General features: G+C 37.3%; 13 protein-coding genes and 1 pseudogene. 8 read left to right on the top strand and 6 right to left on the bottom strand.

Annotated features, from left to right (window positions below; translation table 11 throughout):
- Positions 1 to 80 precede the first annotated feature (80 nt).
- Entirely contained in the window at positions 81 to 425 is a 345-nt protein-coding gene (locus RBU59_RS12975) for a phenylpyruvate tautomerase MIF-related protein (RefSeq protein WP_308148281.1), read from the top strand.
- A gap of 115 nt (positions 426 to 540) precedes the next feature.
- Positions 541 to 1,659, top strand: coding sequence for a trypsin-like peptidase domain-containing protein (locus tag RBU59_RS12970; protein WP_308148280.1), 1,119 nt, complete (start codon positions 541 to 543; stop codon positions 1,657 to 1,659).
- 135 nt (positions 1,660 to 1,794) lie between these two features.
- Here the strand turns inward: RBU59_RS12970 and RBU59_RS12965 are convergent, their stop codons facing one another.
- A complete protein-coding gene (locus RBU59_RS12965) occupies positions 1,795 to 2,364 on the bottom strand; it encodes an N-acetylmuramoyl-L-alanine amidase family protein (protein WP_308148279.1) in 570 nt (189 codons plus the stop codon).
- A 242-nt stretch (positions 2,365 to 2,606) separates the two neighbouring features.
- A complete protein-coding gene (locus RBU59_RS12960; protein WP_308143379.1) occupies positions 2,607 to 3,974 on the bottom strand; it encodes an ISNCY family transposase in 1,368 nt (455 codons plus the stop codon).
- Between the two features lie 247 nt (positions 3,975 to 4,221).
- On the opposite strand from RBU59_RS12960, the gene RBU59_RS12955 reads away from it, so the two are divergent.
- From RBU59_RS12955 to RBU59_RS12945, 4 genes and pseudogenes are all read left to right on the top strand, one after another.
- Positions 4,222 to 4,557, top strand: a complete 336-nt coding sequence (locus RBU59_RS12955) for a DUF134 domain-containing protein (RefSeq protein ID WP_308148278.1) — start codon at positions 4,222 to 4,224, stop codon at positions 4,555 to 4,557.
- Positions 4,558 to 4,608: 51 nt separating this feature from the next.
- A pseudogene (locus RBU59_RS12950) lies at positions 4,609 to 5,448 on the top strand (P-loop NTPase); the annotation flags it as partial.
- The gene (locus tag RBU59_RS28670) at positions 5,422 to 5,901 is read left to right on the top strand and encodes a NifB/NifX family molybdenum-iron cluster-binding protein (RefSeq protein ID WP_442871713.1); all 480 of its coding nucleotides are present in this window, start codon (positions 5,422 to 5,424) and stop codon (positions 5,899 to 5,901) included. The pseudogene RBU59_RS12950 and the gene RBU59_RS28670, both read left to right, overlap by 27 nt.
- 321 nt (positions 5,902 to 6,222) lie before the next feature.
- On the top strand, positions 6,223 to 6,750 hold the full coding sequence (locus RBU59_RS12945) for a hypothetical protein (RefSeq protein ID WP_308148276.1): 528 nt from the start codon (positions 6,223 to 6,225) through the stop codon (positions 6,748 to 6,750).
- A gap of 57 nt (positions 6,751 to 6,807) precedes the next feature.
- Here RBU59_RS12945 and RBU59_RS12940 read toward each other — a convergent pair whose 3' ends face one another.
- Positions 6,808 to 8,022 carry a DNA polymerase Y family protein gene (locus RBU59_RS12940; RefSeq protein ID WP_308148275.1) on the bottom strand — a complete coding sequence of 405 codons (1,215 nt, stop codon included), beginning with the start codon at positions 8,020 to 8,022 and terminating at the stop codon, positions 6,808 to 6,810.
- 386 nt (positions 8,023 to 8,408) lie between these two features.
- Here RBU59_RS12940 and fba point away from each other — a divergent pair, with 386 nt between their 5' ends.
- The gene (gene fba / locus RBU59_RS12935; RefSeq protein WP_308148274.1) at positions 8,409 to 9,272 is read left to right on the top strand and encodes a class II fructose-1,6-bisphosphate aldolase; all 864 of its coding nucleotides are present in this window, start codon (positions 8,409 to 8,411) and stop codon (positions 9,270 to 9,272) included.
- Between the two features lie 128 nt (positions 9,273 to 9,400).
- Here the strand turns inward: fba and RBU59_RS12930 are convergent, their stop codons facing one another.
- The 3 genes from RBU59_RS12930 to RBU59_RS12920 form a co-directional block, all read right to left on the bottom strand.
- The gene (locus RBU59_RS12930; protein ID WP_308148273.1) at positions 9,401 to 10,549 is read right to left on the bottom strand and encodes an MFS transporter; all 1,149 of its coding nucleotides are present in this window, start codon (positions 10,547 to 10,549) and stop codon (positions 9,401 to 9,403) included.
- 140 nt (positions 10,550 to 10,689) lie between these two features.
- The gene (locus RBU59_RS12925) at positions 10,690 to 11,679 is read right to left on the bottom strand and encodes a carbon-nitrogen hydrolase family protein (protein ID WP_308148272.1); all 990 of its coding nucleotides are present in this window, start codon (positions 11,677 to 11,679) and stop codon (positions 10,690 to 10,692) included.
- A 4-nt stretch (positions 11,680 to 11,683) separates the two neighbouring features.
- Complete coding sequence (locus tag RBU59_RS12920; RefSeq protein WP_308148271.1) at positions 11,684 to 12,100, bottom strand: YjdF family protein; 417 nt, start codon at positions 12,098 to 12,100, stop codon at positions 11,684 to 11,686.
- Positions 12,101 to 12,677: 577 nt separating this feature from the next.
- Between RBU59_RS12920 and RBU59_RS12915 the strand changes: the two genes are divergently transcribed.
- Positions 12,678 to 13,697, top strand: coding sequence for a glycoside hydrolase family 130 protein (locus RBU59_RS12915; protein WP_308148270.1), 1,020 nt, complete (start codon positions 12,678 to 12,680; stop codon positions 13,695 to 13,697).
- The last annotated feature ends 53 nt before the right edge of the window (positions 13,698 to 13,750 follow it).

Raw genomic sequence — 13,750 nt, 5'->3', positions numbered from 1 at the left:
TAAATCCCTTGACAAATAAGCAAACTAACAATAAATTATTCTTAACAGGATATGAGCTGTTTCTATTAAGGAGGTAACATATGCCATATATTAATACAAAAACCAATACTGTTATAACAAAGGAAAAAGAAATAGAGATTAAGAAAAAGTTGGGAAAAGCAATTGAATTGATCCCCGGTAAAAATGAAAACTGGCTTATGGTCTCCTTTGAAGATCAATGTTCCATGTATTTTAAAGGCAAATCCGAGGACAGAATGGCTTTTGTGGAAGTAAAATTATTTGGAAGTGCAGATTCAGGAGCTTATAATAAGTTAACGGCAGCGATAACCACAATATTAAAGGAAGAACTGGATATTAATCCGGATCATATTTATGTGAAATATGAAGAAGTTAGCAGCTGGGGCTGGAATGGAAGTAATTTTTAATTCATTTTAAGCAATCGGGATATATCTTTACTAATTTTTAATTCATCCATAATACAAAGGTAAAATTGACCGTAATTACCGATTAATAATCGGGTAAAGAGAAAGAGTGATGAATATGATTAAAATTAAAAAAATGAGTTTTACCATAGCAATGGCATTATGTTTATCCGCTGCCATACCGGTTTCCACACCATTTTACAGCAATGTCGAGGAAGCTTATGCAGCGGCTGTGAAATTAAATGTAACAAAAACCTCTGTTTATATAGGGGATACTGTGAAGCTTAAGTTAAGTGGTACATCAATGCCCATAAAGTGGTCCAGCAGTGATAAGAGTATAGCCAAGGTATCTGCGTCCGGTATGGTTACCGGTTTAAAAAAAGGAATGGTAAAGGTTACTGCCGCTGTGGGAACTAAAAAGTATATCAGTACCATAACGGTTCAGAAAAAAATACTTACCGCGGAACAGATTTATGAGAAATGTTCCAAAGCTACGGTGGAAATTCTTGCAGAAGTAGATGGAGAAAAGTACAATCTGGGCTCCGGTTTCTTTTTGGACAATGGGAAAGTGGTAACGAATCTTCACGTAATAGCAGGAGCGGATAAGATACAGGTAACGAACTATAACGGAACTACTTTTGATGTGCAGCAGGTTCTGGGATATGATGCTGCTATTGACCTTGCCGTGTTAAAAATTAATTCTAAAAATGATTTTTTAATTCAGAATCAGGAGGGTGTTACGGCAGGGGAGTCTGTATATATTCTTGGCAGTCCCTTAGGGTTAACCGGGTCGTTTGCTGACGGAATGGTATCTTCCACATCAAGGAAGCTCGAAGGGGTTGATTACATACAAGTAACCGCGCCAATGTCGCCGGGAAACAGCGGAGGACCGCTGATTAACAGATATGGTGAAGTGATGGGGATCAATACCTGGCAGTTTGCAGATGGTCAAAACCTGAATTTTTCCATTAATATAAACGAAATCAGTGAGGTAAATACGGATAATCCGGTCAGCGTTTCTGAATTTCAGAATTTGACCGAAAGCTACAGAGAAGATGCTGATGAGGAAGGCACTGCTTATAGCTCCTCTGACAGTCAGGAAGTACATACTAACCAATTAACAGATTTAAAGAAAGTTTCAGATATTTTGGGTGCTTTAAATGGTAACTTATATGCAGCAGCTATTTTAATACCCAATGAGGATGGTACAAGTTATAAATGGATACTGCCTCAGTAAGATTATGAATGAACTGATTCTTTACCTGTTTGATAAATAAGCCAAAAGAAACCCTGGGGTTTTTCAATGTTATTCTATGAAAACCCCGGGGAATTTTATATCTTATGTAAAATAAAATGTAAATGTAAGGTTTGGTTAAACAGTAAAACCAAAGTAGTCCAAAATTCCATCATAAATCGCATATGCAAAATCGTATTGTCTGGTACTAAGTTTTTTGGCGTCTTCAGAATTTGTTATATAAGCAAGTTCAACCAAAGTAGAAGGCATATTCGTTCTTCGCAGCACATAGAGAGATGGATTAATCCGGACACCATTATTTTTGGTACTTAATCGGCTTACAATAGCCGGTAAAATACGTTCGGCCAGGTAATAAGATTGGGTATAGTTCTGATATACGTAACATTCTGTTCCGTTAATAGCAGGATTTTCATTGGCATTACAATGGATGCTGATAAAATAATCAGCCGGCCAGGAGTTTGCCAGACGAACCCGTTCGGCAAGGCTGGATGTGTTACTGTAACCTAACGACTGTTCAGGCGATGTTCTGGAGGTTCGGGCTTCAAACCGGGAATCTGCGTTTAAAATAGCAGCAAGTTCGATTCCAACCGCATAAGTAATATCCTGTTCCCGCAATCCAAAACCTTCAGCGCCGGCATTAACACCGCTAGGGTTATGTCCCTGATCGATAAAGATTTTAATAGCCAAAATAAGGTTCTCCTTTACTATGATATAACATAATATTCATCAGTAACCGGAATGATACTGGAAAATAAAGAAGCAGGTTAATTTAGATTCCTATGTCAACCGTTTTTGAAAATGTCCTCAAAAAGTTTAAACATAAGCACCAGATTTCTGGTGCTTAGTTTTAAATAGTACTTTAGGAGAAAATCCATAGCTCAGTCGGTATTTGGATAACCTTAATAAACCTACAGACTTCGAAATATCAGTTAAGCTACATCTTTTCTATGTAATTGACTTTTAGCGTACTTTTCAAATGATGCCTGCTTCCAAGGATGGTTCATAGGAGGTATGTATTTCTTTTTTGGTAATTCCGGAATGGTCGCTAAATCAAATGCTTTTGAAGAAAGCTTGTGTTCCGGAAGTAACTCAAGTGCATAAACCTGCTCACCAATACAACTAAAAAGTTCACCATTGAATGATCTAATTACCATTGCTGTGGTGCCCTTACGATGGTGTACAGCGATTCCTTGACTGTTTACAGGAAGATAGTATTCATTTTGATATTTCAGGCAACTTCCGTTATCTATCTTTCTAGAAGATAATACCGCCAACGTCAGATTGATTTTATCACTATCTGGTTGCATTTCGAACACAGATTTGATACTATCAATAGGTAAAGCGAACTGCTTATTAAATTTCTTTATATAGGTGTGGAGAAATTGATTGGCTTGCTGAATGCTGGTTACATTCGCAAGTCGGAGTTCAACAGGAAGGCGGGATTGAAGAGTGCCAAACATTCTTTCAACCCGCCCTTTTGCTTGTGCAACGCTGGAAGTACGAATGTCGATTCCTAATTGTTTGCAGGCATAACCAAACTGAGTAAAGGTATCTTTCTCTAAAGAGGTTTCATGCTTCTTTTTATACTCAAATACAGTTCGGTTGTCAGTAAAAAATTGATATGGAATGCCATAATTACTAAGAACCTGATAGAGAACATGATAATAGCCATTTAATGTTTCTTGTTCATCAAAGTAGGCGCCAACAATCTGCCCTGTGGCATCATCAACGGCGATGTGGAGTTGTGTTTTGAATTGCCCAAACCAAAGGTGTAGGGACGCATCCATTTGAAGCATTTCACCGAAATACGCGCATCTAGGATGCCTAGGATGCGAATCCTCCAGATCCATGATGGAACTTTGAATAATAGCTGCTTTCTTTTTAGACTTAGTCTTTGATTGAATAGCCTTTAGTGCTTTTTTTACCGCTTTCTTGGAAGAACGGTTTGCTTTAGGAGAAAGGATGTATTCCTTTCTAAGAATAGAAGTAATGGCACTGACAGATACACTGATATGTTCTTTTTCTTTGAGAAGTTCAGAGTAATGGGTCAGATTGCAGTCACTGTACTTGGTACGATATAAGTCCAAGATTAACTGTTTTGTATCTGTAGGAAGAGTAATGGCCGGCTGTCGCCCTCGGTTACCATGAATAAAGAAAGACTTACCTTGTTCTTGATAGCCCTTTATTAAGCGATTGATGTGTCGATCTGAACAACCTATTTTAAGAGCAGCTGTTTTCTTATTACCATTTGTGTCTACGAGTTTTTTAATGACCTCGTACTTTTGGTTTTCGTCCATTGTTAGTAATACCTTTCTGATTGTGTCCACCTCATTTCTAAGTCATGAGGTTCTATTATAATATATGAACGACTAATTGGGACATAATCATTTGTGGTACACTAAGACATTATCATAAATGAATCATAAAAGAAGCAGGTTAATTTAGATTCCTATTGACAAATATGAATCAGGTAGTATAATTTATTGTGTGCATATGCACAATAAGAAAGAAGATACATAGGAAAGCTTAGAAAGGAGATACTTTATGCCCAGAAGTGCAAAATGCAGAAAAGTATGCGCAGAGTTTCATCACAAAGTTTTTACGCCGGAAGATAATAGATTAGGGTATATTATTTTAAGTGTAGATGAACTTGAGGCACTCAGACTTTGCGATTTGGAAAATTTGGAGCAGGAAGATGCTGCTAAGAAGATGGGTATATCCAGAGGAACCTTTCAGCGTATTCTATATTCAGGCAGGCATAAAACCGTAGAAGCTCTGTGTGATGGGAAAGGGATATTGGTTCAGGGCGGTAATTATGAAATTGCAGAAAAAGATTGTCCCTGTGATTTCGGTTGTAAGCGGTGTAAAAGACAGCCTTAAGAATCCTGAAATAATAATCAAGAATTAAAAATCAAGAATAGGAGAAATAATATGAGCGAAACTTATGAATCTCAAGGCAGTTGTTCCAGCGATTGTGGGAGCTGCAGTGAAAACTGTTCATCCAGACAACCATCCAAGGAGGATTTCCTGGTACCTCTTAATCCATACAGCAAGGTTAAGAAAGTAATCGGAATTGTAAGCGGCAAAGGCGGAGTCGGTAAATCCTTTATTACTTCTTATCTTTCCGTACTTATGAATCGGAAAGGATATAACACAGGAATATTAGATGCAGATATTACAGGACCCTCTATTCCTAAAGCGTTTGGTATTCACAGCAAAGCAGCCGGCAATGAATTGGGAATTCTTCCAGCAGAAACGAAAAAGGGTATTAAGGTTATGTCTGTTAACTTATTACTGGAAACAGAGGATACACCTGTTATCTGGAGAGGACCAGTTATCGCGGGTACCGTTAAACAATTTTGGTCCGAAGTGCTTTGGGAAGATGTTGATTATATGTTTGTAGATATGCCCCCAGGAACCGGTGACGTGCCTTTAACGGTATTCCAGTCCTTACCGGTTGATGGTCTTATTATTGTAACTTCACCTCAGGAACTGGTATCCATGATAGTTTCAAAAGCAGTAAATATGGCAAATGCCATGGATATACCAATTCTTGGTCTAATTGAAAATTACAGTTATATAAAATGCGGCAATTGCGGTGAAAAAATAAGTGTATTCGGAACCAGCCACATAGATGATATTGCAAATAAATATGATCTGCCGGTACTTGGTAAGGTTCCCATTGACTCTGCTATTGCAGCAGCTATTGATGGGGAAAAGGTGGAAGAACTAAAGGGGGACTGGTTGGATCTTGCGGCAGAAACCATAGAAATTGTTCATAAAGTCAGAGAAAATACTTCTTCAGAAAAAGTATCAGCTGCAGCTGAAAAAGCAGCAACCATTAAGATAGCGGTAACAGTAGATGAGAATAATAATGTATTTCAGCATTTTGGCAAATCGGATCAGTTTAAAATATATGAAATCTGCGGTGAGGAATTAGTCAGCAAAACGACTCTAAGCAGTAATGGCAGTGGTCATTCTGAATTAGTTACCCTCTTATCTGCCCAAAAGGTAAATGTACTTATCTGCGGGGGAATCGGAATGGGTGCTATGGAGGGCCTTATGGAGGCCGGTATATTGGTGGTGCCTGGAGCAAACGGAGATGCAGATGTGGTGACAGCTGCTTATCTGGATGGAAGTTTGGCAGAAGGTACAGAAGCTAATTGTGATCATCATGATCATCATGAAGGAGATTGCAGCGGCGAATGTAAATGTCATGAATAAAATGTAGAGGCTGGTGTTGATTGCGGCAAACGGCTTCTTTATAAATTATAACGTAATTACCCAAAACAGAGGCAGTTGCACTAGCGGTTTGATAACCGCTGGTGCAACTGCCTCTATATTTTTATGATTTATGCCAAGTGAAATAGTTTACTGTCACAGCTTACTGATATTAAGAATAGAAAGTAACTAGTGACAAATATCAGCTTCTATGATAGAATGTGAAATGGAAATTAGTGGAATATAGATCTGATGTTATCAGATGAATTTCAAATTATGAAAAAACGGTTAGTGGCATCATAAATAAGGAAAGGTGATTATATCATGAAAAAAATTAGTGTTCTATTGAGCGTTTTATTTGTCATTACTTTATTTACAAGCTGCTCCACAGAAAATATAGACATGGATTCAACTTCTTCCAGCCAGACACAAAGTGACTCAACTTCTTCCAGCCAGACGCAAAGTGACTCAACTTCTGCATCAGACGAGAGCATAAAAGAGGATATATCCGACTTACCATCACATTTATACCAAACGACAGAAATGCAGTCAGCATTATCGCTGCGCTACGATTTTGAGATTACCAAACCAACCAGTTTGGAAATAAACGTATCCACAATCTCAGGAAAACTAAGTATCGGTGTTAAAAATCGTGATACGGATACATATGTGCTTGAGTTTATAGAATGTACGAAAGAGGAATATAATCAGGTTGTTTCCTTAGAAGAAACAGGACAATACAGTATTGTTCTTAAAGCATCGAACCACACGGGAAGCTATGAAGTGATAGGAACACCTATGACGAAAGAAAGCATACATTCCTCCACTAAGCGTAGCAACGCTGGTGCATAAGGGTACTGGGCCAGCTTTTCAGACTTAGGATAAAAGCTTTATTAAAAGCGGGCCGGCTTATTCGTCTTGTTTTGCTTCTTGTTTGGGATCTATAAATCTGGCACGTTTTATGGCATCTGTCCCGAATTTATTACGGATACTGTCCAGTGCTTTATCCAATTTCTCTAATTTTTCATTTTTGACCATATCAAATAAATTCATCTGTGTATAATCTTCTGAAGTCAATTTCGTAGTCCGGATTCCTAAAAGCCGTATTGGGGTGCCATCCCAGAATTCCGTTAACAGCCGGCAAGCAGTTTCAAAAATGATGTTGGTGGTGTTGGTTGGCGATAATAAGGTAGTCTGGTGAGTTTGATGATTAAATTCACAGTCCGTAAGTTCAACCGTAATACAGCTGCATTTAACATCACCTGCACGAAGCCTTGACGATACGGTTTCACTTAAAGATAATAAAACAAGATTAGCAGTTTCATAATCGGTAACGTCCTTGGATAATGTGGTACTGTTACCATAACCTTTATTGGGGGATTCCTTTGATTCAACGGAATCGTTATTTATTCCATGGGCATATTCATATATTACCTGACCGTGTTTATTACCTAAGTGGGCTTTTAATATACGAACATCGGTATGGGCTATATCACCGATTGTTTTTAAGCCTAAATCATGTAAAATCTTACTGGTAGAACGGCCTACCAGATATAATTCTTCTAAAGGAAGCGGCCACATTTTGTCAGGTATTTCACTGGTAAATAAGGTATGGACCATATCCGGCTTCTGAAAGTCAGAAGCCATTTTGGCTAAAAGCTTATTGGATGAAATTCCGATATTTACGGTAAATCCAAGTTCGTTTTTAACCCTGTCTTTTATACTGTAAGCGGCCTTAAGCGGAGAAGCACCCAGGTTTGCTCCGGTCATGTCCAGAAATGCTTCATCAATTGAGAAAGGTTCAATTTCTGGAGTATACTGGTGTAATAGATTTAGTAAACTCTGGGAACACTCCTCGTATAACGTACGGTTTGGAGGAACCAGAAGAAGCTCAGGACATTTTAACAAGGCCTGATGAATGGGTTCTCCTGTCTGGATGTTATACTTTTTGGCGGGAGTGGATTTAGCAAGAATAATTCCATGACGTTTGGTTGTATCGCCTCCTACTGCAGAAGGTATTGTCCTTAAATCCAGAGTATCGCCTAGTACTTCTTTTCTGTAAACCGCTTCCCAGCTTAAAAATGCAGAGTTAACATCAACGTGAAAAATAATCTTTTCCTGCAAGAAATCCCTCCTTTTGTGTATACTTGATAACAGAATTAATTTTAGGTAAGTGTGAAACTGTTTTTGCTTTCTGGAAGGTACCATACAATAATCCAGTATCACCTTTACTTAGTGTGGTTTATCATTGAATAAGTATAGTTTACAGCAAGGTTAACAAATAGGCAATACAGAAACAATTTACATAGGATTACCTGATTCGTATTCCATGGGACGGACAGAGTAAAGTATAAGGTGTTTTAGGAAGTTTTCGGACTTTACATTGATAAAATTATAACAAAAAAGCTTTTCGTGATAATTTATATTTCTTTTTCAATAAAAATAGGTTATAATAACTAAAAGTTGTATTACAGCTTATACTATAAAATAGAAGAAGATGGAGGTATATTATGTTAGTATCAGCAAAAGATATGCTTAATAAAGCAAAAGCAGGCCATTATGCAGTAGGTCAATTTAATATTAATAATCTTGAATGGACTAAGGCAGTATTATTAACAGCTCAAGAGTTAAATTCACCGGTTATTCTTGGTGTATCTGAGGGCGCTGGAAAATATATGTGCGGTTATAAGACTATCGTTGGTATGGTTAACGGAATGTTAGAGGAATTAAAAATAACGGTACCCGTTGCCCTGCATCTTGATCACGGCAGCTATGAAGGTGCATTAAAATGTATCGAAGCTGGTTTTTCATCCGTTATGTTTGATGGTTCCCATTATCCAATTGATGAAAATATAGCAAAAACTACAGAATTAGTTAAAATATGCGGTGATAAGGGAATATCCATAGAAGCAGAAGTTGGTTCCATTGGCGGTGAAGAAGATGGAGTTATAGGTGCCGGTGAAGTTGCAGATCCTAAAGAATGTAAAGCAATTGCAGATCTTGGCGTAACTATGCTTGCAGCAGGTATCGGTAATATTCACGGAAAATATCCGGAAAACTGGGCTGGACTTAGCTTTGAAACCTTAGATGCAATACAGCAGTTAACAGGAACCATGCCTTTAGTTCTTCATGGAGGTACCGGTATTCCGGAAGATATGATTAAGAAAGCAATTTCTCTTGGTGTTGCCAAGATTAACGTTAATACAGAATGCCAGTTATCCTTTGCAGAAGCTACACGTAAGTACATTGAAGCAGGCAAGGATTTAGCAGGTAAAGGATTTGATCCTCGTAAGCTTTTAGCTCCTGGTACGGATGCTATTAAGGCTACTGTAAAAGAGAAGATGGAATTATTCGGTTCCGTAGGTAAAGCTTAATTTTTGTTTTACTTAAGAATAAATATTGTAATGGGGATACTGTAAATATATGTTTACAGCATCCTCATTTTATGTGTTTTTCTAAACATCGAGCCACAGCATACAAGCAAGGTCTAATAAAATATCACCTAAACCAATCTTCTTAAAAACCAAAGATGAAATAAAACACCACCTAGGATACAAAGTAACATTCCGAATGCCAGGGCCAATGAAAGATTTTCTTTAGCAATTCGGCCGAATATCAGGTTAATTGCGGTCATGATACTATTGATAAACATAGAATTATAAGATAATGCAGTTGCCCGGTTTGACACTGTAATTTCACGGTTTTGCAGTTCACTGCTTAGTGGACTGAGTAGATTAAACGATATTCTAAGCAAAACAATACAGAAAACAGATAGTATCGGATTAATACTGAATACTAAAACACCACAGGATAAAGCACTCATTCCGTAGATCAATATAATAATTTTATGCTCGCCAAGCCATTTACTTAGTCTAAATGAATATAATCCCAAAAAACCTATTAAATTAATTCCAACATAAATGATACCCATGTATTGCGGTGATATGCCGCTATGCAAATACTGTAACTGGCTTAAGAAAACTGTTATAGTCTGATGGGTCTGTGATAAAAAGGCTATGGCAGTTAATAGCAATAAGTGCCCTTTGTTACTGGTTATACCCCTGATGAACTGTGTGAAAGATGTATTTGGTTCCCGAGATATTTTTTCGTGAGATAGTTCTTTTAAACCAAATGTTAAAATTGCAGCTAATCCGTAGCTGATTACGGTAAGAAACCCTGCCAACCTGTAATTATCTCTTATAAAGACCGAATATACGAAAGCGGCAACTACCAACCCAAAGGTTGATAAATTAAAATACATAGTGAATACTTTCTGACTTTTCCCCGTATCACTGGATAGGTATAAAATACTCTCATCACATCCGGAAAGTCCGGCACATACAAAACCAAGCAATATCCTTTCCAATAAAAAACCCGAAAAACCACTGGCCTGCCAAAAAATAATTTTTGATATGAAATAGAAAGTACAATTAATTACCATCGTTTTTTTGTAACCGATTTTATCAGCAGCAATACCCCATGGTACTTCCAGAAGAATCTGACATATAAAAGAGATACTTTCAATGACAGTAATTTGTAAAATATTAATACCTGCAGCCTGCCGATAAAGGGTAGCTATTGGTGCATAAAAAATCATCCCCTGAAGCATAGCAATGGTATACATGATACGTATATTTTTTTTGCAATACATTCTAATGTATTCCTCCAAATTTAAGCATAATAAAAAACCCGGTTTAAACCGAGCAGTTAAACAAACATTTTGAATGCTTAAATTGGACAATACATGTATTTTATCTCCATATTAATAAATATTTTATTTTTAATGGATAATTATAATGAAAGGGTATAATTCTTGCGGTAATAAGGTAAGGAAATGCTGTTATAGTATTTTTCGCCCTGCGGATTCATAGTTTCCCATGCTTTTAAATAGGACTCTGGCAAGTCCGGAATCCAGTACTTATTTATATCTGCATCAGCTTCTCTATGAATGGTATCCCCCCATTTAAGGTTTGCTGCCAGGATACCATCCCCCTCGTGGAAGGGTCTTCTGGCAATTATTTCTCCCTCCGAGCTTAGGATCTGTGCTGCACCAACCATTTGACGTGTTTGCATTTCGCTGTCTATAGGAAAGTTATTATCGCTGTTTTTAAACTTATAAGCAGTAACCTTTCCACAATGGTTTGCATGTATAACCGGGGTATGTAACAGTTTAGCAAATTGCACCGGAGTTTCTAAGGCTAATTGCTGATTATATTGCCTTAGAGGTTCTCTTTCTGAAAGTGCATTATCGGGCAGATCCCACCAGCAGGAACCGGCTAATATAATATCTGCTTTCGCTGAGAGCTCTCTTACAGTATCATATCGTATCATTTCCCAGCATAACGCAACACCAATATTACCAATAGGTGTGTGTAATATACGATTGGTGTCTCCTTTGGTATAGTAGCAGTTTTCAAATTGAGTCGGCAGGTCTTTTTTATGGGTAAAAGTTTCACCGCCGGGAAAAACTAATTCAAATAAGTTGTAACACTGATATCCATCAAAAGAAAGATAGGAACCTCCGATTATAATATTAAATTGTGAGGAAAGTTGCACCAAAAATTCATGTGTTTTTTTATTCTGGAGTACCGTCTCCAACATTTTTGGTGAAAAACCAATGGCTGATGTAAAAAATTCGGGGAGTACAACGAATTCTGCACCATCCTCTACTGCCTGAAGAACTAAATTTTTAACTTTCTTAAGATTTTCGTCGAAATCAGCAAAAACTGCATCTAATTGGATTGCTGCTACTTTCATATTAAGACCCAATGCATAATTCATCTGTTTACCTGCCCTTGTGTTTTTCTTTTCTTTTTACCTGCCTGAGAGCGAACTGCTTTTCGTTCCTTTCCTCTTTTCTTTGGCGGTACTTGGCATTTCTTTCGGATTTATCCTGAGTATGCTGTAATTTTAATGCCTGTTGAGATTTTGTTCCGATCTCCAGTTTTTTTAATTGACGCTTCACAGCTCTTTGTCTGCGTTTCGGATTGGAACATTCCTTGTTTCTCACATCGTATATCCCAGGGCTGAAAGTTAAGGCCTGCCATCCCTTTAGAATATATTCCTGAATATCATAATCTTTCGGTTCTGCTCCAAATGTAATTTTACATACGCTTAATTGGTCATTGATTCTTCTTTCGCAGATACCGATATAAAAAGGATCCTCAAAAAATACGCTTAAGCTTATTTGTACTTTGTCCATTATTATTCCTCCTTAAAATAAAATGAACAAAGAACGGACAACCAAGGAGGCAGGTTACTGATAGCTTATGCTACGTCTGGACTACCAACCAGAACTGTGTTTTTATCTTTGTAATATCATTATACAATTTATTTTTATGGGAAACAAGAATTACTTTAATACCCTATTAAAATTATTGGCATAGGAAAAAATTTTAATATTTCGGTATATGCTATTAACTTAGTATGTTCCGCCATTTGGTTGTTTTATATTGGAATGGTTACAATTGGATTATAAGATAAGGTGAAAAATTCAATACACCGTTTTATATTATACGAGTATATGTGTCATTGATTTTTCACTTTGTTTGTGTTTTGCTTGATATATGGTTTTGTTTTTATAATAATAGTGCATAAATAGTGCAAAATAAAAGCATAAATAATCTTAAATTATGCAAATCAGTATTGACATAGGTATAAAATTAAAATATAATAGTAACAACTTAAATACAAAGTGATGCAACACTGTGCAAATATAGAGTATTATAGTGTATTATAGTGCATAATTAAAAAATTAATATTCATAAAGGAGTAGTGTTATGGGAGAGATAAAAATGTATGCAGAGAATCTGCCGAATATACCCTGGCAGGAGAAGCAGGAGAACCAGGCTGGTCCGGTTTGGCGTTATTCTGAAAATCCTATTATCGGAAGAAATCCATTAAAAGGAGTTGCAAGAATCTTTAATAGTGCGGTAGTTCCTTATGAAGGAAAGTTTATTGGAGTATTTCGTGCAGAGACTAATAATGGTATACCTCATTTATATTTAGGGCACAGCGAAAACGGCATTCACTGGACTTATGATGAAGAGCGGATACCCTTTGTAAATGAAAACGGGGAACCTTTTATGCCAAGATATGCGTATGATCCCCGTTTGATAAAAGTGGAAGACACTTATTATATCATCTGGTGCACCGACTTTTATGGTGCGGCACTTGGCTTAGCTAAGACAAAGGATTTTAAGACATTTACCAGATTAGATAATCCGTTTTTACCTTTCAACAGAAACGGTGTATTATTCCCCAGAAAGATAAACGGTAATTTTACTTTGCTTTCCCGTCCAAGTGACAGCGGGCACACTCCTTTCGGGGATATTTTTATCAGTGAAAGTCCTGATCTGGTTTTCTGGGGAAAACACAGGCATGTTATGACGAAAGGATCACAGTGGTGGCAGTCTTTAAAAATCGGCGGCGGCGCTGCACCAATTGAAACGAGTGAGGGCTGGTTATTATTTTACCATGGTGTAACGGGTACCTGTAACGGTTATGTATACAGTATGGGAGCTGCAATTCTTGATATTGACAATCCGTCCATAGTAAAATACCGTTCAGAGAATTTCATTCTCACGCCGGAGGAATGGTATGAGGAGAGAGGATTTGTGGCAAATGTAGTATTTCCCTGTGCGACCCTTCATGACGCGGCAACCGGAAGAATTGCTATCTATTATGGTGCGGCTGACAGCTACGTGGGTATGGCGTTTACAACTCTGGTTGAAATCGTTGCATATATAAAGGAACATCATGTTGAGACCCGGGATGATGCTTCTCTGGGAATTATATAATTAATTTCACGAAATAGTTCATTAGCTTAAAGTGGTAATAATAAATTTATGAA

It is taken from the genome of Anaerocolumna sp. MB42-C2, from assembly GCF_030913705.1.
In the GTDB taxonomy this organism is placed as follows: Bacteria; Bacillota; Clostridia; order Lachnospirales; family Lachnospiraceae; genus Anaerocolumna.
Note: the sequence above shows the minus strand (reverse complement) of the source record. Positions and strands in the feature narration are given on the sequence as shown.

Excerpts from the sequence above, each read along its gene's own strand:
- RBU59_RS12975 (WP_308148281.1), top strand. The coding sequence starts at position 81 with ATGCCATATATTAATACAAAAACCAATACTGTTATAACAAAGGAAAAA.
- RBU59_RS12970 (WP_308148280.1), top strand. The coding sequence starts at position 541 with ATGATTAAAATTAAAAAAATGAGTTTTACCATAGCAATGGCATTATGT.
- RBU59_RS12960 (WP_308143379.1), bottom strand. The coding sequence starts at position 3,974 with ATGGACGAAAACCAAAAGTACGAGGTCATTAAAAAACTCGTAGACACA.
- RBU59_RS12955 (WP_308148278.1), top strand. The coding sequence starts at position 4,222 with ATGCCCAGAAGTGCAAAATGCAGAAAAGTATGCGCAGAGTTTCATCAC.
- RBU59_RS12945 (WP_308148276.1), top strand. The coding sequence starts at position 6,223 with ATGAAAAAAATTAGTGTTCTATTGAGCGTTTTATTTGTCATTACTTTA.
- fba (WP_308148274.1), top strand. The coding sequence starts at position 8,409 with ATGTTAGTATCAGCAAAAGATATGCTTAATAAAGCAAAAGCAGGCCAT.
- RBU59_RS12930 (WP_308148273.1), bottom strand. The coding sequence starts at position 10,549 with ATGTATTGCAAAAAAAATATACGTATCATGTATACCATTGCTATGCTT.
- RBU59_RS12925 (WP_308148272.1), bottom strand. The coding sequence starts at position 11,679 with ATGAATTATGCATTGGGTCTTAATATGAAAGTAGCAGCAATCCAATTA.
- RBU59_RS12920 (WP_308148271.1), bottom strand. The coding sequence starts at position 12,100 with ATGGACAAAGTACAAATAAGCTTAAGCGTATTTTTTGAGGATCCTTTT.
- RBU59_RS12915 (WP_308148270.1), top strand. The coding sequence starts at position 12,678 with ATGGGAGAGATAAAAATGTATGCAGAGAATCTGCCGAATATACCCTGG.